This is a genomic window from Agriterribacter sp. (assembly GCF_035497235.1).
Classification (GTDB): domain Bacteria; phylum Bacteroidota; class Bacteroidia; order Chitinophagales; family Chitinophagaceae; genus Agriterribacter.
Genome location: NZ_DATJEB010000028.1, coordinates 52,896 through 74,105 on the forward strand (window position 1 = coordinate 52,896; position 21,210 = coordinate 74,105).

The window sequence follows — 21,210 nt, forward strand, 5'->3', positions numbered from 1 at the left end:
ACTCCTTAGCCAGCAGAACCCCCATATCTTCTTCAAAAATGTATGTGCAAATGAAAATCATACTATCCATACCCCTTATTTGCTTTGTACTGGCAACAGCCGGTTGCGCCCCAAAAATATCCAATACCGCAACAGGTAAAACCAACGCTACCCTGCGCATCATGGCATATAACGTGCACCACTGCAACCCGCCCTCCAAACCGGGGTTTATTGACGTGGATGCGGTAGCGAAAGTTATTCAGCAACAAAACCCCGACCTCGTTGCACTACAGGAAATTGATGTGAACATTAACCGTTCGGGCAAAATTGATGAAGCCGCGCTTTTAGCGGAAAAACTCAATATGCATGTTTTTTTTGGCAAGGCTATAGATCATGACGGGGGCGATTATGGTGTGGCTATACTATCAAAATACCCTTTGTCGGAGGAAAAAGTCCATCGCCTCCCCACGGTTGCCGAAACCAAAGGCGAACCCAGGGTACTGGCTACAGCATTGGTAACCTTACCCGGCGGTATTAAAATTCAATTTGGAACCACCCACTTAGATGCTTTACGTACCGACACGAACCGCGTTATACAGGTAAAAGAAATTAACCGTTTAGCCATATCTGCTCCACACCCGTTTATTGTAGCAGGCGATTTTAATGACGTACCCGGCTCAAATGCCATTCATTTATTAGATCAGCAATTTACACGCACCTGCGATGATTGCGGCTTTACCATCCCGGTTATTAACCCCGATAAAACTATTGACTTTATAGCCTTTAGCAAAAACAGTACGTTAACCGCAGTTTCTCATGAAGTAATACCCGAACGCTACGCTTCCGATCATTTGCCGGTGGTGGCAGTTGTGGAATGGAGTCAATAAAATTTGAAAGCGCAAGCGGCTGTCCTGGTTACTTTCTCCAACCAGCCGGCGGCACTTATTATATATACTAAAAATATAAGTCAGCAGAATTATCTTTAGCTTTGCTACAAATCTGTTAAACCAATTAACTGCTGTGATTATTTCCAGGGATATAGCTGAGGAAGTACAATACTGGTACGAATCGTTTCGCATTCATCTTATGAATATGGGGCTTAAACTGGGATATAAACAGGATGAAATAAACGATCTTATTAATCAGTTTTTTTTGGACCTGCTTGAAAAAAATATTAATCCTTCATCCATCATTAATCCACAGGCTTATTTAGCTGTAGCGTTTAAAAGAAAACTTATTGACCACTATCGTAAAACCGGGAAAAACCGGTTTATTCCTACGGAAAATATTATTGATGAGCCGGTCATACCCTCTGTGCAGGAAACACTCGAACTGGCACAGGCTAATACGGAGTTAATAGACAAAATAAGAGCAGCCTATCACAAACTCCCGGCCCGCTGCCGTAAGGTTATTGATCTTAAATTTTATAAAGGATTAAGCACGGAACAAATTATGGCGCAAACAGGTCTTTCCCGAAGAACTGTCTACAACAACCTGTTTGAAGGCGTTAAAATACTTCGTGCTGAATTGAACAAAGCTTCCCCATCTGTACGGCTGTCAGCCCTGCTTAGCCTGCTTCCTTTGCTGGCCGGCAATAGTATTTACAATTATATTTAAAAAAAGTTGGTAAACTTTTAGGGGCACTCCGTCTATCCTTAAAAAGATACGCATGTCATCGCATCCCTCAGTAGAAGAACTTGTTATTAATGATTCTTTTTACAACTACTGTTTCCTGAAAAACAAGGAGGATATACGCTATTGGGAAGATTATATACTTAACCATCCCGGTGAAGCCGAGAAAATAATGGAAGCCAGGGAGTTGATTTTCGGATTAAGTGCTGTAACCAATCAGGAGCATTCCCCCAATAACCACCTAACGCAATCTCATCAGTATATGAGCCCCTTATTACGGGGCAAACGGCTGCTTAAACAACTCCGCTATTATGCAGCGGCGGCAGCGGCAGTTACTGCAATTATTTTGAGTGCGATATTCTGGAAGCAAAACAATACTTCCCGGAGCATAATGGCAGGTGCAACGGCAAACAACAGTAATAACAAACCTGCTACCCTGCTGGAGTTTACATCTGCAAAAGGAGAACGAAAACTTGTAACACTGCCGGATGGCACCCTGCTGCACCTGAATGCCGGCTCCACTTTGCGCATTGATCCTGAATTTGCCCAAAAAAACCGGAACGTATTCTTAAGCGGAGAGGCTTTGTTTGATGTTCAGCACAATGAATCGCTCCCTTTTATTGTACATGTTGATAGCTACGATGTTAAAGTATTAGGTACATTATTTAATGTTAAAGCTTATGCGGGCGATATTACCAATGAGGTTTCGCTGCTGCGTGGTAAAGTGGAAGTGCTTAACAGGAACAACTCAAAAACAACCGTACTCTCTCCCAATCATAAACTACTTATTCATTATGCAGGCGCGGTGGCAAAAGAACCCGCTCAAATGTTGCACGCAGTGGCCAATGAAACAAAAGTCCTGCCTTTGTCATATAATAAAGATAGCCTGGTAATTGAAACAGCCTGGTCCCAAAACCGGCTGGAGATCGTAAACGAAAATTTTGAAGCATTAAAAGAAAAGTTAGAACGATGGTATAATGTGGAAATACACATTACAGATGCGGAAGTAGGCCGGTACAGCTTTACCGCCACTTTTGAAAAAGAAAGCATTGAACAGGTGCTAAAAGCGCTGCAGTATTCTTATCATTTCACTTATAAAACCGAAGGAGGGCAAATAACGATTTCCAGATAAAAAAGGAGAAATGGGTACGAGCCATTTCTCCCCGATTGCAAAATGGGGGCCGGATATTCTGAAAACAGTCCTGCCTCCTCATTTTATAACAAAAAAACCAGAACAAAAGTATGAAAAAAAGATCCCGTTTCATTAACCATCCTTCCATGAGAAGATGGCTCAAAACAATTGTGCTTATGAAGCTAACTGTTTTAATGATTTTGATTATGACCCTGCATGCTTCGGCCAGGACCTTTTCGCAGGAGACGATATCGGTGGATTTCAAAAAAACAAAGCTTAGCCAGGCGCTGAAAATTATTGAAAGAAAATCGGACTACCGGTTTGCTTTCAGCAACCAGGTATTGTCGGATGACCTTACCGTTACGCTAAAAGCAAAAGACATCCCGGTTGAAGCCATCCTTAAGCTGATATTTTCCAGAACAGGCTTAACCTATAGCCGCATAAATGATAACCTGATTGCAATAAAAGGAGATGATCTTGCTCAGGGCATTATTAGTGTAAAAGGAAGGGTTACAGACAATGATGGTAACCCATTATTTAATGTAAGCGTTTCCGCAGGCACTGGCATTGGCACTACTACCGATGAAAACGGAGATTATAGCATAACTGTTGATGAAAACGCGACCCTCAGTTTCAGTTATGTTGGTTTTGTAACGCAAAGCGTGCAGGTAAACAAACGTAATGTAATTAACGTGATTTTACTCGTCAATTCAGCCCAGCTTACAGATGTGGTGGTGGTAGGCTATGGTACGCAAAGCAGACGTAAACTAACCAGTGCAGTAGCAACTGTTTCCGGTGAAGAATTAAATAAACGGGTAGCTACCAATCCGGCAGCATTACTACAGGGGCAATTGCCCGGCTTACAGGTAATACAGGGTTCCGGCGAACCGGGAAATGAAGGAGTGAGCCTCCGGATCAGGGGGGTATCTACTTTTAGCGGAGCGGGTAATGATCCATTGATAATTGTTGATGGGTTACCGGGAAGCTTAACGGTATTGAACCCGAATGATATTGAATCCATCAGCCTGCTGAAAGATGCGGCTTCAGCGGCAATCTATGGTTCAAGAGGTGCAAACGGTGTAATTGTAATAAAAACAAAAAAAGGAAAGAGCGGGGGATTCTCTCTCCAGTACAATTATAACCTGGGAATATCCAATCCTACGAGCATTCCAAAAACCATACACAATTCGGCTGAATATATGGAGCTGTCAAATGAAGCCAATACTAATTCCGGCCGGCAGTCCATTTACACCCAGGCGCAGATTGATTTATATAAAAATGCTACGGACAGGGTTAAATATCCAAACCATAACTGGCTGGATGATTTGTTTCAACCGGCGCATACCCAAAATCACTATTTAAATCTTAGCGGCGGTAAAGACAATACTAACTATAACCTGGGTATTGGCTATACCCATCAGCCTGGTACAATGATTGGATTTAGCTACAAGAAATACACGATGGATCTTGGCTTATCATCCAAAGTACACAAAAGAGTAACTATTGGCACCAATGTGCAGATGCGGTACGGTAACAGGCTTAATCCCCCGCAGGGAGCCGGAGACATGTTTTTATCTACCCTGGCGCAATCGCCATTGTATCCGCCACAATCCGCCGATGGCAAATGGATAAAAAAAGCATACTCTAACGAGTCAGGAAATAAAAATACGGTAGCCATTGTTGGGGAAGATGTAAGAACAAGAACGGATGACTATTATTTGCAAGGTAATCTTTCCCTTGACGTTGAAGTTTTAAAATCACTGAAATGGGAAACAAAGGCCGGAGCGAATTACGGAACCAGTAAATACAATGATTTCAGACCGGTAGTGCAAACCTACTATTACAATGATATGACTTCTGCCGGGCTGTTAGATGTAGGTACACCCGGACTTACTGTTGGCAGAAGCGATAATATTTACACGGTATATTACAGCCAGCTAAACTTTAGAAAATCGCTCGGTGATCATACTGTTTCTGCAATTGGAGGATTTCAGCAGGAGCATAATGAAGGCAGCAATATTGATGCATGGAGGGGCCAGTTTACTACCAATCTTTTGCGGGAATTAGATGCAGGACCCTCGGCAGGCATGACAAATAGAGGCTCTTCTTCTCAATGGGCAATACGTTCTTTCTATGGTACAGCCAACTATGATTTCCAGGACAAATACCTGTTTGGAACCAGTATGCGTTATGATGGCACTTCACGATTGCCTAAAGATACCCGGTGGGGCCTATTCTATTCCTTTTCCGGTGCATGGCGCATTTCAAACGAATCCTTTCTGCAAAGCGCATCGTGGCTGGATGATTTAAAGATCAGGGGATCATGGGGACAACTCGGTAACCAGAATATCGGTACTTATCCTTATCAGCCAACGTTAAGCAACAGGGACTATGCATTCGGTGGTTCTGTAACACCCGGTTATTCAGCAGGAAGCCTGGTAGATCCCGCGCTTACATGGGAAACTACCCGTGTATTTGATATAGGGATTGATTTGGCCGCATTAAAAAACAAGTTTTCCTTTACCGTTGACTGGTTTAATAAATACACATTTGATATTCTCAGAAGCTCACAGGTTCCGCTATGGTTAGGGTTAAACGCTCCTGTTATTAATAACGGCGCCGTAAGAAATAAAGGATTTGAGTTTTCCGCGCAATACCGCGATAAAATCGGAAACGCATTCTCCTACTATGCAGGAGCCAACTTTCAAACCTATAAAAACATACTGGAACAATATGGCAAAACTGAAATTGGCGGCAGAACCATACGGGAAGAAGGACACCCATTAGATGCATATTATATGTATGTATGGGATGGCATTTTTCAAAGCCAGGATGAGATTGATAAATCTCCCGCACAACCGGTTACACCCAGCCCCGGCGATTTGAAAATTAAAGATGTTAATGGAGATGGAAAAGTAGATGATAAAGACCGTACCTATGTGGGTGGAAAATATCCCGCTTACCAGTATACCATAAACCTGGGCGCGGAATGGAAGGGCTTTGATTTTAATGCCCAATTATACGGATCGCAGGGACAGAAAATATACGTAACCGGATGGGGCGCGGAACCATTTCGCCAGGGCTCTGTGCCAACTACTGACTGGAGAAACAGGTGGACGCCCACTAACCCTTCTACCACCATGCCAAAAATATATTCGGCAGACGGATACGCGCCTGTTCAAAACTACAGCTCTACCTATTTCCTGAAAGACGCTTCATTTATGCGTTTAAAGAATATTCAGTTGGGTTACACGCTTCCTGCCAATATAATAAGCAAAGCAGGTGCAAAATTACTGAGGGTTTATTTTGCGGCGGATAACGTGCTTACCGTAAGTAAATTCCCGGGAATTGACCCTGAACGGACAAGCGATGGCAACTACGTAACCTACCCGCAATTACGAACATTTACTTTTGGAGCAACTGTTCAATTCTAACTTTTAAATTTAAACTACATTGATATGAAAAAATATCAAAGAAACATATTCTTTACAGGCATTGCAACCCTTATGCTGTTTGCATCCTGCACCAAGGGTCTTCTCGATGTATCTCCCCCCGATCGTTTATCTACCACTATTTTCTGGAAATCAGAAGCCGATGCCGACCTTGCATTAACCGGCCTGTATAATTTTTTATACGCAGGTGGCGGTAACTGGGCTAACTCTCAATATGAAGTAATGGGCTGGGATACGTATACAGACGATGTTTTTGGCAAGCATAATTATGGCGGGGGCTATGATGCCACAAGCTCCGGCATTACGCCCAATACAGGCGCTTACGTGCGGAGCTATTATGAAAACAATTTTAAAGCCATTGCCGCTATTAATTCCTTTTTGGCTAATGTAGATAAAGTACTTACCGGCGATAAACTGGCAAAGTACAAGGGAGAAGCCTATTTTCTGAGAGCCTTTAATTATTTCTGGCTGGCGCAATTGTATGGAAACGTACCAATTGTTAAAGACGACCCCTTTAAAGCCGATTTTAAAACACCGATGGCTAAGTCTGCCAGGGCCGATGTATTAGCCTTTGTAAACCAGGACCTGGATGCAGCCATTGCAGCTTTGCCGGATGATGCATACGGTTCTGGACATGCTGTTAAAACTACGGCGCAGGGATACAAAGTAAGGGCCTTGCTTTTTGAAAAAAAATATCCGGAAGCTGCCGCATTGGCCAAGCAGATTATTGATGGCAACCAGTATTCACTGAACCCTGATTATGCAGCGAACTTTTACAAAGCAGGGCAAAACGTCAGCCAGGAGATCATGTTCTCTGTAAAGTTTCAACTCCCCAACATTGAACATGCAGATGCCGCATTAAATGTAACCATGCAAACCTGGGGTGGGTACCAGGGAACGCAGAACCTGATTGATGAATATGAAACCGGCGATCCAAGAAAGTCAATGACCTGGTTTTTTCCGGGTGACGGACCTGATAAAGGATGGCCTTTTAGCAATCCTGCCGTAGCTACTCCCGGAGGCGGACAGGACTGGATTGTGGGTTTTTATTTACCTAAAAAATGGCTTACTGCGGGGCTAAAAAATCCCGATTATGGTGTAAAAGGAGATAACGACTTTGTGTTGTTGCGCTATGCCGACATTAAGCTCATGTATGCAGAAGCACAAAACGAAGCCGTAGGCCCCGATGCTTCTGTTTATACACAGATAAACGAAGTTAGAGACAGACCGGGTGTTAACATGCCCGCATTGCCTGCCGGTCTTACAAAAGAGCAGATGAGAGCCGCTATCAGGCATGAAAGAAGAGTGGAGTTTCCTCTGGAAGGGCTGCGCTATTTTGATTTGAGAAGATGGGGCATCGCCACACAAACATTAAGCGGATTTGCGCCAAACCCATTGGCGCCAAACATTCAAATAAAATATGAGAACAAGTATGAGTTTTGGCCGATTCCCCAAACGGAAATTGACCGCAATCAGCCCGTTCTTGAACAAAACCCGGATTACTAAATAAATTATGTTGTAAACGCTTATAAACAGTAAGGGTTTACAATTCCCCTAACAATGCCCGGTGTAGCTCTTACACCAGGCATTGTTTTTCAATTGGCACTACAAAACCCTGCCTGAAGCCGGCTTGCCACCATCAGGCTTTTCCTGTTTTCCGCAACGCCGAACCCTTATGCGCCGCAATATGATCACTTTTGTCGCTTTTAATCTCATACTGCGGGTCTTCCTTTGTTGCATGATGCGTATACCCTTTGTATATAAAATCAGCGGTATGCACTTTAATGATCGTGCCAGACACATGACCTGCTTCTGAATTCCAGCTCACATGATCGCCTGTTTTAAATGATGCTGCCATAATATCAGTGTTTTTTATGAACGCCTAATATAAGGAAGATGGATAACATTATATATTGATTTTTTAAACAGCAATCAATTGTCGGGCTTATGCAAAGAGTTGCTATTAAATTGTTTTACCAAAGCCCTGTACCAATATAATTATCTTTAAGTTTGTTATGAATAATTAACCGAAGTATTGCATAATGAAAAAACTAATTATTGCCACATGTGTTTTATTATGTGCCGGGCTTAGCTTACTGGCGCAAACCAAAACCGTAGTTGATCCGGCGGCCGCTACTGATCAAAAAATATTAGATGGTTTTATGGATAAGCGTTTCGGTTTGTTTATTCATTGGGGACCTGTAAGCCTGCGCGGCACAGAAATTGGCTGGTCAAGAGGCCACGAGGTTCCGGCAAAGGATTACGATAACCTGTATAAAGAATTTAACCCTGTATTGTTTAATGCAGCCGCATGGGTAAAAGCAGCTAAGAACGCGGGTGTAAAATATCTTACCATAACAGCAAAGCATCACGATGGCTTTTGTTTGTGGCCAACCGCTTACTCGGAGTACAATATTATGCATTCACCATTCAAAAGAGATATTGTAGGGGAATTAGCGAAAGCCTGTAAGCAACAAGGCATAGCGTTTTGCATCTACTTCACCATATTAGACTGGCATGACGCCAATTATCCCAATCATAATATTGCCGGTGATACCATTCCTGATCCCAAAGCAGATATGAACAAGTTTGTAGCTACTATGAAAAATCAATTGAAAGAGCTGATCACTAATTACCATCCCTATATGCTTTGGTTTGATGGCAACTGGGAAAAGCCCTGGACAAAGGAATATGGCGTTGAGATTTATGAACACGTTAAAAAACTGGATCCCAATGTAATTATCAATAACCGGTTAGGCAAAGGGTCGCACAAAGTAATGGATTCAGCAACAGTGGGCGACTATGCCACTCCCGAACAGTATATAGGCGCTTTGAATATGAAAGACCCATGGGAAAGCTGCATTACCATTTGCAGTCAGTGGGCATGGAAACCCAACGACAAAATGAAATCAAAAAAAGAATGTATCCAAACACTGGTACAAACCGCGGCGGGTAATGGTAACCTGCTTTTTAACGTAGGGGCCATGCCGGATGGCCGTATTGAATACAGGCAGGTAATCCGTTTAAAAGAAATGGGGGATTGGCTGAAGCTTTATGGCGAATCTGTTTACAATACAAAAGGCGGCCCATACAAACCCAATAAAAATTTTGCAACAACACGAAAGGCTAATAAAATTTACCTGCATGTGTTCAGCGCGGAAAACAACGAACTATCGCTCCCGGCTTTACAAAATATGATGGTCAATAAAGCCTGGTTCCTGAAAGGGCAACCGGTACAGTTCACACAGGATGAGAAAAATATTAAGATTATACTACCGGCTACAATGCCCGATGAAGACTGCTCCGTAATTGTTTTGGAGCTGAATAAAAACGCAGAAACCATTCCGGTGGTTGACTAACCCTGTCTGCTGATCGCAGACACCTGACTACTGCAAAGCCCCAAACCTTCCCTTTGCGTTAAATTAACCTCCCGTAAATATAATGGTATTAACATTTCCATTCAAATTGTTAACATCTCCCCTACTGCCCTGTCTGAATGCTATTATGGCAAGAAGATTGCGTTATTATGTATTATTAACCGCACAGTGAGATGAAGGAAAAAACAGATATATCCGGTATTAAAACAGTGCTGAAGGTAGACCGCGAACTGGAAACGGTGAAAGACACTATAGGCGGGTTATTAGATAAAGGCAAGCATTATTCCGAATCGTACTACAAAAATATATCGGCAAATGCATTCCTTTTTGGGTGGATTAAATCATTTTGCGTAGTAATTATATCCGTAAAACTTATTCAAGACTCGAAAGACAGCACCATTATTAATATTGAAGCAACAAAGCCCGAACATGGCGCAGCCACCAACGATAATATCCGGGACGCCTTTTATGATTTTTTAGGCCTGATGAAAAAAACTTTTCCCCGTGAACCATCGCAGGTTCTTACCTGGGAAAAAAACAATGACGGCAATGGTGGTATATGGACGTTCCTGTTTGTTATGCTGTTTGTTGCTTTTTTAAGCTGGTTTTACTTTCTGGGGAAATAATCACCGTTTCATCAAAAGAACGTATTTTGCTTTAGCCGGTTAATGAACAGTTTCCCGGAAAAAAAGCAACATGACAACTATAGAAACCGCATATCAGCAACTGCTGCAGCCCTCAGCGGTACTGGCAGAAGATATTATCAAAATACAGGGCGATATTATGATACTGGGTGCAGGAGGTAAAATGGGGCCGGCACTGGCAAAACTTGCGCGGCAAGCCATTAACAAAGCAGGCATTTCAAAAAAGGTAACAGCCGTTTCCCGTTTTTCCGAACCCGGCGTACAGCAAGACCTGGAGAAAGCCGGTGTTATGACCCTGAATGCCGACCTGCTGGAAGATGATCAGTTGCAGGCGTTACCGCCTGCCGAAAATGTGCTGTACCTGGCGGGTACCAAGTTTGGCACCACGGGAAAAGAATATGCCACATGGGCTATGAACGCCTACTTACCCGGACGGGTAGCCGAAAAGTATACAGCTTCCCGTATCGTGGTTTTTTCAACCGGTAATGTGTATCCCCTTGTGCCCGTATCATCGGGCGGAGCAACGGAGCAAACAGCTCCCGAACCGGTTGGGGAATACGCCCAGTCGTGCCTCGGCAGGGAACGGTTGTTCCAGTACCAGTCATCAAAGCATAATACGCCCCTCTTCATTTACCGGCTTAACTATGCCAATGATGTAAGCTATGGTGTGCTACTGGAAATTGCCCGTTGCGTAATGGAAAATAAGGCCATTGATCTAAGCATGGGGCATATCAACGCTATATGGCAGGGTGATGCTAATGAAATGGCTATAAGAGCGCTGCTGTATTGCGAAACGCCGGCCAAAACGGTAAACATAACAGGACCTGAGACTATTTCAGTAAGATGGGCAGCCGGGGAGTTTGGAAAAATGTTTAACCAAACTCCTGTGTTTGTAAATGAAGCGCAGCCAACCGCTTTACTAAGCAATGCGGCTGAAGCCTGTTGCTTATTTGGATATCCAAAAGTATCCCTTATGCAAATGATGAAGCTGCAGGCGGAATGGTTAAAGCAGGGTGGAAAAACGATCAGCAAACCTACCCATTACCAGGAACGAAAAGGAAAATTTTAATAGCATGGCAACTTACCCCTCATTACCGGCAGATATCAACAGGCTGTTGCAGGAAGGAACCGTTATTCCCGCTCACCCGCTTGCATTGCGGCAGGATATTTCCATTGATGAAGAACGGCAACGCCTGCTTACGCGGTATTACCTGGCGGCAGGGGCCGGTGGGGTGGCCGTTGGCGTGCATACCACGCAGTTTGAAATACGTAACCCGGCAATCAACCTGCTGGAAACAGTATTTAAATTGGCCGCGGAAGAAATTGAAAAAGCAAAGCTTCACTACCCGGTTATAAAAGTAGCCGGCATTTGCGGACCAACCGAACAGGCAATAAAAGAGGCCCGGCTGGCGGTGCAATATGGCTATCATCTTGGACTCGTTAGCATGGGCGGATTGCAACAGTATTCAGAAGCGGAACTCATGAAACGATTATATGCCATAGCCGAAGTGATACCGCTATTTGGCTTTTATCTTCAGCCTGCAGTAGGCGGGCGAATGTTGAGCTATTCGTTCTGGCGCGCATTTGCGGAAATACCCAATGCCTATGCCGTAAAAGTGGCGGCTTTTAACCGGTATCAAACGCTGGATACGGTGCGGGCAATTGCCGAATCGGGCAGGGGCCGCGCAATTGCCCTGTATACCGGCAATGATGATAATATTGTAGCCGACCTGCTCACCCCTTTCCGCTTTATAGTAAACGAACAGCAGGTTGAAAAACAATTTGTGGGTGGCTTGCTGGGACATTGGTCTGTTTGGACCAGTAAGGCTGTAGCGTTGCTGGAGGAAGTTAAACAATGCATCCAAAATAATTATACCGGCATGGCAGACCTGTTAGCCAAAGGCGTTAGCATTACAGATATGAATGCCGTAATTTTTGATGCCGCTCATTCCTTTCACGGATGCATACCCGGCATTCACGAAGTATTGCGGCGCCAGGGACTATTGGAAGGGTTATGGTGCCTCAATGCCGGAGAGCAGCTATCGGCGGGTCAGTTGGAAGAAACGGACAGGATATACCGGTGCCATGAAGCGTTAACGGATGATCAATTTGTAAAAACATTTCTCAGCAGGGATCAAAAAAGGCGCCTTTACGGCGCCAAATAACGGGTGGTTTATCAATCAGGAATGTTTTCGAATTGTTGTAATTCTTCCCTATCCTTTTTTCACTTCTCTTACCGTAGTATTACCTCCTCCTTCCAGGGTAAGGTTTACGGGTTTATTGGTTTTCCAGTTACCCCTGCTGAAGTCGGGTACGTTTACCGTTTTTGAATTTTTGGCTACCGATTGTTCACTAAGCGGCCCTATAACGCTCCACAGAACGCCATCATATACATCCTGATCCAACGGCAGGCCATTGCGTAAACAATCAATGGTACGCCAGTCCATCATAAAGTCCATGCCTCCGTGTCCGCCTACTTTTTTGGCAATATCGCCCACATGCCGCACAATTTCAGGCGTATATTTATCGTATAATGCTTTCAGTTCTTCCGGTTTGATCCACTCATGCCCGAAAGCAATTCTTTCCGGTTCGGGATATTTTTGCGCAACACCCTTCGTACCGCTTATTAAGTGAAGGCGCGAATAGGGCCGGGGTGAAGTAACATCATGCTGCAGCATAATGGTTTTCCCTTTATATGTTCGGATGATACTGGTGTTCATATTACCACGATAAGACTTACCCACAAATTCGTTATAAAGCGCAGGATCTTCCGCCGCTTTTTCCTTCGCTGTTGCACCCATCATAAAGTCGTTCGATGACATGGAAACCATATGATCCATCTTATCACCCCGGTTAATATCCAGGCACTGTGCAATGGGTCCTAATCCGTGTGTAGGATACAGGTTGCCGTTCCGGAATTCATTTTCCCGTAAACGCCACATTTTGGAATAACTGGTTTTTCCGAAATTGGAGTCCAGCAAGTCATGTATATATGCGCCTTCGGCATGTATCAGTTCACCAAACAAGCCATTGCGCGCCATATTTAAAGTAAGCAGCTCAAAAAAATCATAGCAGGTGTTTTCCAGCATCATGCAATGCTTCTTTGTTTTTTCCGATGTTTCCACTAACTGCCAGCATTCATCAACCGTAACGGCAATGGGTACCTCAGATGCAGCATGTTTTCCGTTCTTCATGGCATATACCGCCATTGGCGTATGCAGTTGCCAGGGCGTGCAGATATACACAAAATCAATATCCCCGCTTTCGCACAATGCTTTCCAGCCTTCTTCCCCCGTATATTCTTTAGCTTTGGGCAAGCCTTTATCCGTAATCGTTTTTTGTGCCAGCGGAATTCTTTCGGGGCGATTGTCGCACAGGGCAACAATTTCAGCGCCTTCAATAAAAGATAAGCGGCCAACGGCTCCGGAACCCCGGTTTCCCAACCCGATAATACCAATGCGTACTTTATCTATTTTAGGTGCTGCGTAACCGCACATATTAAACCCGGCTTTGCCTGCGTAAGCCGATAATACATCTTTACCGGCTGAAAGGTCTTTCCCCAGTACCGGTAACCCGGCCGCAATCGCCCCTGTGCTTAAAGTAACGTTACGTAAAAAGCTTCTTCGGTTGGATGTCATAAAGTGAAAATTAAATGAATGAATTGTTAAACGCTAATATCCCCAATTTGTGTGAATAAAAAGCATTATCTTGAAATTAGCACAATCGTTTGCTTTGCGAAACTATGGGTCAGCGGAGGATTTACTATCTTTCGGGCTCAAAAGCACGGTACAAGCAGCAAGGTTGCCCTGCCTGTTTCCATGCACAATTCCCATGATGATGTATACACTCGAAGTAATCGCTTTTACTATAAATGCTGTTTTGCTGGCGGAACGGTCGGGCGCACACCGCATTGAGCTATGCGATAACCCGGCAGAAGGCGGTACCACTCCCGGCTATGGCATGATTAAAACCGCCAGGGAAAAATCATCGCTCCTGCTTTATCCTATCATTCGCCCGCGTGGCGGAGATTTTTTATACAGCAACGAGGAATTTGAGATCATGAAAAGAGATGTATTGCTTTGTAAAGCGCTGGGCTGCGATGGTGTGGTAATTGGTTTATTACAGGCCGATGGAAGCATTGATAAAAAGCACACCGCCATATTAGCGGAGGCCGCTTACCCGCTTGGTGTTACTTTTCACCGGGCATTTGACCGGGTAGCCAATCCTTTTGAAGCGCTGGAAGATATAATAATCTGCGGATGTGAAAGAATCCTTACCAGCGGACTGAAACCCACAGCGCCGGAAGGCGCGGAAACCATCGCGCATCTTGTACGGCAGGCCAATGAACGCATCATCATTATGCCGGGTTCGGGGGTAAGATCAGAAAATATTGTTGCTTTAGCCCGGCAAACAGGGGCTATAGAATTTCATTCCTCGGCAAGAAAAGCAGCTAACTCAAAAATGGAATATTTCAACGCTTCCATGAACGAAAGCCTGCAAACTACTGAACTGGATACAGAGGAGGTGAAGGGAATGATAATGGCATTACAGACTTTGGACTGATTTGAGATTAAATTTTCAGGTATGAGCTATCGGCTGTCAGCGTTCAGCTATCAGCAAAAAATAAATACAAATGATAGGATGAATACTCCTTCCTGGTGACAAATCATAGCCGATTGCTGAGAGCCTCTTTCGAAATTCCGGTTCGGATTGAAATTTGCTATTTGATTTTTTTTGCTTCTTGTGTTTTGTGATTTGACGCTTTGCATCTCCTGCTGTGGTCTGAACCTTCTTGCATCGGGTACCGGCCGCTGCTTCAGATTCTGTATTCATTTCGAGTTTCGATCTTTAGCATTCGGATTTACTTGTTTTTTGTTATTTGGTTCTTGGCTATTTTATTTTTATTCAGCACTCACTCTCCATATCATATCACTTGTATCATCGGTAACCAGCAGCGAACCATCCTGCAGCATAGCCAGACCTACCGGGCGGCCATGCACTTTTTTCCCATTGGGCTCTATAATAAAGCCGGTAAGAAAATCTTCTTCCTTACCGGCTGGTTTTCCGTTCTCAAAAGGTATAAAAATTACTTTGTAGCCAGCCAATACCGACCGGTTCCATGAACCATGCTGCACAATAAAACCACCGTTCCTGTATTTTGACGGAAATTGTTTGCCGGTATAAAAAAGCAGTCCCAACGATGCACTATGAGACCCCAGGGCCACATCCGGCACTATGGTTTTTTTCACCAATTCGGGCTGCTGATCTTTGGCTTCAATGCGGGGATCAATATGTTGTCCGAAATAAGCATACGGCCAGCCGTAAAATCCATTTCTTTTTACACTTGTTATATAATCGGGTACCAGGTCATCACCCAATTCATCTCTTTCATTAACTGCAGTCCATAATGTTTGTGTGCCTGGCGCCCAGTCCATACCCACCGGGTTGCGCAGCCCGCTTGCATATACTTTAAGCTCAGACCCATCGGGATTGATTTCCCATATCCTTGCCCTGTCTTTTTCATTTTCCAGCCCATTTTCTGCCACATTGCTGCCGGAACCGATAGCGATATAAATTTTATCTTTTTTGCTGTTGGTAATAATATTTCTTGTCCAGTGCCGGTTGTTTTTCCCTGCCGGCAAATCAATTATTTTTTTCCCTTCTCCCGTTATTTTCAATGCATCTTTTTCATAAGGAAACATCCACAGGGCATCTGTATTAGCTACATACAATTTATTTTTTAGCAACAGCATGCCAAAGGGCTGGTTCAATCCGCTTAGAAAAACTTCCTGTACATCAGGCTTGCCATCTTTATTTGTATCCCTTAAAATGGTAATGCGGTTAGCGCTTTTTCGCATATCGTTCGATTTACTGGCGCCAATAATTACAGCGCCCGCTTTCTCCACCAGTCCGTGCTCCGTATTGGACTCTGCAACCAGTACATCGCCGTTGGGTAACACATACATCCATCGCGGGTTCCGCAGTCCACTTGCATACCGGCTTACTATAAATCCTTCCGGCGCCGCAGGCATTTCTGAGTTCCCCCATCCTACCACATTACTGAAATGCATTGCCGATTTAGTGGCAAATGGTTCAGGAAGCGAGTCTGCCTGGCTTACCGGCAATGTTCCGTTCACAAGTTTTTGTTGCTTCGCCACAGCACACCCGGTAACCAGGAAAAAATACAGGAAGTAATATATAGTTTGCATACGCGATCCGCTTAATACATAATGCATAACTATTAAAATTCATGCCTTATCTGAATAAAAAGACAAAAAGCGGCTATTGCAACCTGCATACCTAAGCACATATATCTGCTGAACAGGAATCGCTATATTTAATGGGCAATACATTGTACATATTGTACACTTAACACCACAGATGCAATAACCGCATATCCCACATCCAGGGGTCTGCACAACAACCAGTCATCGCTGTCCGGAACAGCAGGTTTTTTTATTTAAAACAATAAGGTAATACTTACTACAACAGATAAAAAAAGTTTTATGCCAAATACCTGGTAATTGCGTGCGGCTATGAATCCCAGCAATATATTTCCAAAACAGTTCAGCAATTGCATTTCACTGATGCCATCATTAGTGAACCGCTTAACAGGTCCGGGCTATTGCATAAGAACTGCCTTATCTGGGAAACCAAAATACCTTATTTATATTGCCGCACTACAAAAAACAACCGCATTGTTGTGGGCGGTAAAGATGATGATAAATCAGCTCTGACCCGCGATGCTGCATTACCTCAAAAAGCAAAAGCACTGGAAAAGACATTCCGGGGGCTGTTTCCCGGTATAATTTTAAAAACGGATTTTGAGTGGACAGGCTCCTTGGGATGAAAAACAGCTCAGCTCACTTTTTTGAATTTAACCGCTGAATACTACAGCCTGAAAAAAACGGCAGGTAATTTATATACGTACACAGATCAACTTCCAAACGCAAAAGTTATTTATTATGCTAAAATGAAAATGCCGCAGATGCGAAGATTTTACCTGTTACCTGCTATGGAAAATAAAACACTGCCTTACTTCTTTGTTGTTTTACTTCCGGTGGCTTTCTTTTTCTTTGCCGCGTTTTTAGTGGCAGGTTCCTTCTTCGGCACTTTGGCTCCTTCTTCACGGGCTTCCGAAAGTCCTATTGCAACAGCCTGTTTAGGATTGGTAACCTTTTTCCCACTTTTACCGCTTACTAATTTCCCCTCCTTCATTTCATGCATAGCGCTTGCTACTTTTTTCTGTGCTTTTTTGGAATACTTTGCCATAATTATATTATTTATTGACAATAAATAATATAATTACCGTGCCAGATTACATTTTCATTAAGCCAGGGTATAAACGCAAATAAATTTCAAAAGCCATAGGATATCTGCCGTACAGATCATACAGCTTCTTATCCGTTTTATATACCGTAAACTGTGTGCTGCCGGCTAGGTAATTTTATTAATGTACAGCAAATCGTAATTAACGCCGGCGATAAAAGCATGCACCGGGAAGATAGCGTCATGCCCGTATATTGTTTCATCTAATGTTGCGTTAACCCATCCATTTTTTAGCCGATGGCAAAATGGATATGGCGGAAGGCGTAGTTCTGTTAACATTCTTATTTGCATGCAGGGGTTCCGGTTCGTTAACAAAGGCATGTGATGTTCATGCTGCACGTTGGTACCGGCTGAAGCGAGTAATCCCGCTAAAAAAAGAAGATTCTTCATACGAGTTTTTTTACAGCATATACATAGTACTGCGGACGCTGACTATATTTCACGCAAAATTCAATCCATAATATGGCGTTGCTGTTACATAATTCTGGAAAGGATGCACATCATTCCGGCGATTGACACATCCGGCAGGCGGGGAAAGATCAATGCACGATCAGTTCGCTTTTCAGCACAATATTTTCATACGGCAAAGCGCCTTCGGGAGATTTGGTATGGAGTAGCTTAAATAATAATTCCGTTGCCCTGCTGCCCTGCTCATAAGGAAATTGTTCTACAGAAGCTATAGGAGGAAAATCAAGATAACTGATGATGGGCCAGTTAGCATAGCTTACCACGCTGATATCTTTATTGATCTTCAGCTTTTTCTTTTTAGCGTATTGAATAGTATCCAGCGCAACATTATCGTTAAAAGCCAGTATGGCCGTTGGCCGGTTCTTAAGTGACAATAATTTTTCTATTGCCCGCTCCGTACTTTCTTTGGAAAGATCGGTAGTTACGATCAGTGATTCATTGACGGGTATCTTTTTCTTTTTATGCGCTTCGTAATATCCCTCCAGTCTTTCGTTCTTAATATTTAAAGATAAAGGCCCCTGTATATAACCTACCCGCTGATGCCCCCTGCCGAACAAAAACTCTACGGCTTCAACTGTACTGTAATACAAACTGCACCATACCGAATGAATATTGGGTACATTGGGTACCCGGTCAAAAAAAACAACAGGTATATTGTACTTGTCTAACTGTTCAAAATGTTCGATGCTGGTCGTTTGTTTTGAAATAGAAACCAGCACCCCGTCAACCCGGTGCTTACGCATGGTTTCTACAATTTGCTGTTCCCTGTCCAGCAGGTCGTGCGATTGCCCGATCAGTACATTGTAATTGCTTTTAAAAGCGGTATCCTCTACACCGCTTATAGCAGAAGAAAAATATTCTTCGCGCAGGTTGGGAAGAATAAGTCCGAGCGTGAACGTTTTGCCCTGCTTAAACTGGATAGCCGTTTGGTTAGGCTCATAATGCATTTCCGCTGCCAGCTTCTGCACCTGCATCTTGGTACGCAGCCCTATGCTGGGATGATTATGCAAAGCTCTTGAAACGGTTGAAACGGAAATATTGAGCTTTTTCGCGATCTCTTTTATAGTAGGTACCTTCTTCTCCATACAAGCCTCTAAGATAACAGCATATTTTTGGGTATCAAAAACAAATGGGTGTAAGGTTTCAGGTGTGAGCTATCAGCAATCAGTTGAATATTACAGGTGATGGGCTGAATACTTCTTTTCCCCGCTTACACCTTACCACTTACCACTCACCAATACCTCATACCTTCCCCTCCCAAATCATGCAATCGTTTGCCCCGCTTCTTTTCGTTTTATTCCTGTAGTTTTAGCCTGTCTCAAATGTACAAGTATGAAAAAATGGTTAATGATATTACCGGCAGCGTTCTGCGTCCTCCTGCTTTTTGGGCAGGATAAAAGCTACAGCAGCAACGGCAACAGTTATTTTACAGAAGCGGTAATTCCGCTTTCACCGCCGGATGAAGGCTGGAAAACCCTGCGGCAGGCGGTAACGGTAAGCTTTGCCAATAGCAATATGCGGTATGCCAAAGAAAAAATTCCGTTTACAACCGTTCAGCAAAACTGGAGCGCTACGGCATGGAAAGGAGAAAAAGTGCATACCCAATTGCTGGTATGGTCCACTAAGCCTGTAGAACAGGTTAGCTTTTCGCTCAGTACACTGGAAAGTTCAAAAGGTCTGGTTATTCCGGCAGAAAACATCAAAGCCGGCTTTATCCGCTATGTAATTACAGATGAATTTGCCGGCGGGTGCGGTTACCGCAAACCGGGCGATTTCGATTCCTCGCTGGTGGCAGATGCCATAGATATTATATCTTCCATTCCGGTTAAAGCAAATACGGTTCAGCCCATATGGCTGAGCATTCAGGTTCCGCAGGAAGCGGCTGCAGGAAACTACAAAGGAAGCATCAGCATTAAAGCAGATAAGAGTTACACGTTATATTATACCGTTAAAGTAATTGACCGCATATTACCACCGCCGGAAAAATGGACATTTGACCTGGACCTCTGGCAACATCCCGCCGCAATAGCAAGCGTGCACGATGTGCCATTATGGAGTGATAAGCACTTTGAACTGATGAAGCCCTATTACACCTTATTAGCCGGCGCAGGTCAAAAAAATATTACGGCAAGCATTATGGACGAACCCTGGGGACATCAAACCTATGACGATTTTCCCGGCCTGATTAAATGGACAAAACGCAAAGACGGATCATGGGTATACGATTACAGCCTGTTTGATAAATATGTTGCTTTTGTAATGGGCTGCGGCATTAACAAACGTATCAACTGCTATACAATGGTGCCCTGGGCTTTATCATTCCGTTATTTTGATGAAGCGGCCGGCAAAGACACCATGCTTAAGGCGCCTATTGGCTCGGTTGAATATACCACGCACTGGACAGGCATGCTGAAGGATTTCACTCAGCACTTAAAACAAAAAGGCTGGTTTGATATTACCACTATCGCTATGGATGAACGCCCCATGAAAGATATGCAGGTAGTGATAGCCCTGCTTAAAAGTATTGACCCCGGGTGGAAGATAGCGCTTGCGGGCAACTATCATCCCGAAATAGAAAAAGACATTTATGACTATTGCCTGGCGTCTAATCTGCAATTTAGCGAAGCGGTATTAAAAGAACGCTTAGCCCAGGGTAAGCCCAGCACGTATTACACCTGCTGCACCGAAAATTATCCCAACGGCTTCACCTTCTCCCCTCCTGCCGAACACGTATGGCTTGGCTGGTATGCGGCGGCAAAAGGCTTTACCGGTTATCTCCGCTGGGCATATAACAGTTGGGTGGCACACCCGCTCAGGGATTCGCGTTTCCGTAGCTGGCCGGCAGGCGATACCTACCAGGTGTATCCCGGACCACGCACCTCTATCCGTTTTGAAAAACTCATTGAAGGCGTTCAGGATTTTGAAAAGATAAAACTGCTGCAAAAAGCATTTACGGCAAAAGGCGATACACAATCGTTAAAAAAATTAGACGAAGTTTTACAGCAATTCTCAATTGAAAAACTAAAAACAATCCCGGCAGAAGCTATGGTGCAGCAGGCGAAGAAAATATTGAATGAATAACAACTGAACTACAAAATAACCGGAATAAAACCAGCACGCCTGTTAACAGAAAAAAGAAATAGCCTTATCTTTCATCTGTATTCGATACTCATTTTCTTAACATACCAGAGGAAATT

Annotated in this window: 18 protein-coding genes; 12 read left to right on the forward strand and 6 right to left on the reverse strand. The window is 43.7% G+C overall.

Annotated features, from left to right (window positions below):
- Nucleotides 1–50 precede the first annotated feature (50 nt).
- From VL121_RS07550 to VL121_RS07570, 5 genes are all read left to right on the forward strand, one after another.
- Nucleotides 51–866 (forward strand): endonuclease/exonuclease/phosphatase family protein, encoded by an 816-nt coding sequence (locus VL121_RS07550; RefSeq protein ID WP_325403799.1) that lies wholly within the window; start codon nucleotides 51–53, stop codon nucleotides 864–866.
- A 133-nt stretch (nucleotides 867–999) separates the two neighbouring features.
- A complete protein-coding gene (locus tag VL121_RS07555; RefSeq protein WP_325403801.1) occupies nucleotides 1,000–1,596 on the forward strand; it encodes an RNA polymerase sigma factor in 597 nt (198 codons plus the stop codon).
- 52 nt (nucleotides 1,597–1,648) lie between these two features.
- A complete protein-coding gene (locus tag VL121_RS07560; protein WP_325403803.1) occupies nucleotides 1,649–2,743 on the forward strand; it encodes a FecR family protein in 1,095 nt (364 codons plus the stop codon).
- 110 nt (nucleotides 2,744–2,853) lie between these two features.
- Nucleotides 2,854–6,177 carry a SusC/RagA family TonB-linked outer membrane protein gene (locus tag VL121_RS07565; RefSeq protein WP_325403805.1) on the forward strand — a complete coding sequence of 1,108 codons (3,324 nt, stop codon included), beginning with the start codon at nucleotides 2,854–2,856 and terminating at the stop codon, nucleotides 6,175–6,177.
- Between the two features lie 24 nt (nucleotides 6,178–6,201).
- Nucleotides 6,202–7,701 (forward strand): RagB/SusD family nutrient uptake outer membrane protein, encoded by a 1,500-nt coding sequence (locus VL121_RS07570; protein WP_325403807.1) that lies wholly within the window; start codon nucleotides 6,202–6,204, stop codon nucleotides 7,699–7,701.
- Nucleotides 7,702–7,834: 133 nt separating this feature from the next.
- On the opposite strand, the gene VL121_RS07575 is transcribed toward VL121_RS07570, so the two are convergent.
- Nucleotides 7,835–8,053 (reverse strand): hypervirulence associated TUDOR domain-containing protein, encoded by a 219-nt coding sequence (locus VL121_RS07575; protein ID WP_325403809.1) that lies wholly within the window; start codon nucleotides 8,051–8,053, stop codon nucleotides 7,835–7,837.
- Between the two features lie 184 nt (nucleotides 8,054–8,237).
- On the opposite strand from VL121_RS07575, the gene VL121_RS07580 reads away from it, so the two are divergent.
- The 4 genes from VL121_RS07580 to VL121_RS07595 all read left to right on the forward strand — a co-directional run bounded on the left by VL121_RS07580 (nucleotide 8,238) and on the right by VL121_RS07595 (nucleotide 12,381).
- Complete coding sequence (locus VL121_RS07580; protein WP_325403811.1) at nucleotides 8,238–9,554, forward strand: alpha-L-fucosidase; 1,317 nt, start codon at nucleotides 8,238–8,240, stop codon at nucleotides 9,552–9,554.
- Nucleotides 9,555–9,745: 191 nt separating this feature from the next.
- Nucleotides 9,746–10,198: a hypothetical protein gene (locus VL121_RS07585; RefSeq protein WP_325403813.1), complete on the forward strand. Its 453-nt coding sequence runs from the start codon at nucleotides 9,746–9,748 to the stop codon at nucleotides 10,196–10,198.
- A 70-nt stretch (nucleotides 10,199–10,268) separates the two neighbouring features.
- Entirely contained in the window at nucleotides 10,269–11,285 is a 1,017-nt protein-coding gene (locus tag VL121_RS07590; protein ID WP_325403815.1) for an NAD-dependent epimerase/dehydratase family protein, read from the forward strand.
- 4 nt (nucleotides 11,286–11,289) lie between these two features.
- Nucleotides 11,290–12,381 carry a dihydrodipicolinate synthase family protein gene (locus VL121_RS07595; protein WP_325403817.1) on the forward strand — a complete coding sequence of 364 codons (1,092 nt, stop codon included), beginning with the start codon at nucleotides 11,290–11,292 and terminating at the stop codon, nucleotides 12,379–12,381.
- Nucleotides 12,382–12,429: 48 nt separating this feature from the next.
- Here VL121_RS07595 and VL121_RS07600 read toward each other — a convergent pair whose 3' ends face one another.
- On the reverse strand, nucleotides 12,430–13,854 hold the full coding sequence (locus VL121_RS07600) for a Gfo/Idh/MocA family protein (protein WP_325403819.1): 1,425 nt from the start codon (nucleotides 13,852–13,854) through the stop codon (nucleotides 12,430–12,432).
- A 70-nt stretch (nucleotides 13,855–13,924) separates the two neighbouring features.
- Here VL121_RS07600 and VL121_RS07605 point away from each other — a divergent pair, with 70 nt between their 5' ends.
- Nucleotides 13,925–14,779 (forward strand): copper homeostasis protein CutC, encoded by an 855-nt coding sequence (locus tag VL121_RS07605; RefSeq protein WP_325403821.1) that lies wholly within the window; start codon nucleotides 13,925–13,927, stop codon nucleotides 14,777–14,779.
- A gap of 338 nt (nucleotides 14,780–15,117) precedes the next feature.
- On the opposite strand, the gene VL121_RS07610 is transcribed toward VL121_RS07605, so the two are convergent.
- On the reverse strand, nucleotides 15,118–16,425 hold the full coding sequence (locus VL121_RS07610) for a PQQ-dependent sugar dehydrogenase (RefSeq protein ID WP_325403823.1): 1,308 nt from the start codon (nucleotides 16,423–16,425) through the stop codon (nucleotides 15,118–15,120).
- Between the two features lie 308 nt (nucleotides 16,426–16,733).
- Here VL121_RS07610 and VL121_RS21825 point away from each other — a divergent pair, with 308 nt between their 5' ends.
- Entirely contained in the window at nucleotides 16,734–17,066 is a 333-nt protein-coding gene (locus tag VL121_RS21825; RefSeq protein ID WP_475364916.1) for a hypothetical protein, read from the forward strand.
- A 185-nt stretch (nucleotides 17,067–17,251) separates the two neighbouring features.
- Here VL121_RS21825 and VL121_RS07615 read toward each other — a convergent pair whose 3' ends face one another.
- The 3 genes from VL121_RS07615 to VL121_RS07625 all read right to left on the reverse strand — a co-directional run bounded on the left by VL121_RS07615 (nucleotide 17,252) and on the right by VL121_RS07625 (nucleotide 19,098).
- Nucleotides 17,252–17,488: a DUF6496 domain-containing protein gene (locus VL121_RS07615; protein WP_325403825.1), complete on the reverse strand. Its 237-nt coding sequence runs from the start codon at nucleotides 17,486–17,488 to the stop codon at nucleotides 17,252–17,254.
- A 165-nt stretch (nucleotides 17,489–17,653) separates the two neighbouring features.
- The gene (locus VL121_RS07620; protein WP_325403827.1) at nucleotides 17,654–17,935 is read right to left on the reverse strand and encodes a hypothetical protein; all 282 of its coding nucleotides are present in this window, start codon (nucleotides 17,933–17,935) and stop codon (nucleotides 17,654–17,656) included.
- A gap of 149 nt (nucleotides 17,936–18,084) precedes the next feature.
- Nucleotides 18,085–19,098, reverse strand: a complete 1,014-nt coding sequence (locus VL121_RS07625) for a LacI family DNA-binding transcriptional regulator (RefSeq protein WP_325403829.1) — start codon at nucleotides 19,096–19,098, stop codon at nucleotides 18,085–18,087.
- 247 nt (nucleotides 19,099–19,345) lie between these two features.
- Here VL121_RS07625 and VL121_RS07630 point away from each other — a divergent pair, with 247 nt between their 5' ends.
- Nucleotides 19,346–21,094 carry a DUF4091 domain-containing protein gene (locus VL121_RS07630; protein WP_325403831.1) on the forward strand — a complete coding sequence of 583 codons (1,749 nt, stop codon included), beginning with the start codon at nucleotides 19,346–19,348 and terminating at the stop codon, nucleotides 21,092–21,094.
- Nucleotides 21,095–21,210: the final 116 nt, after the last annotated feature.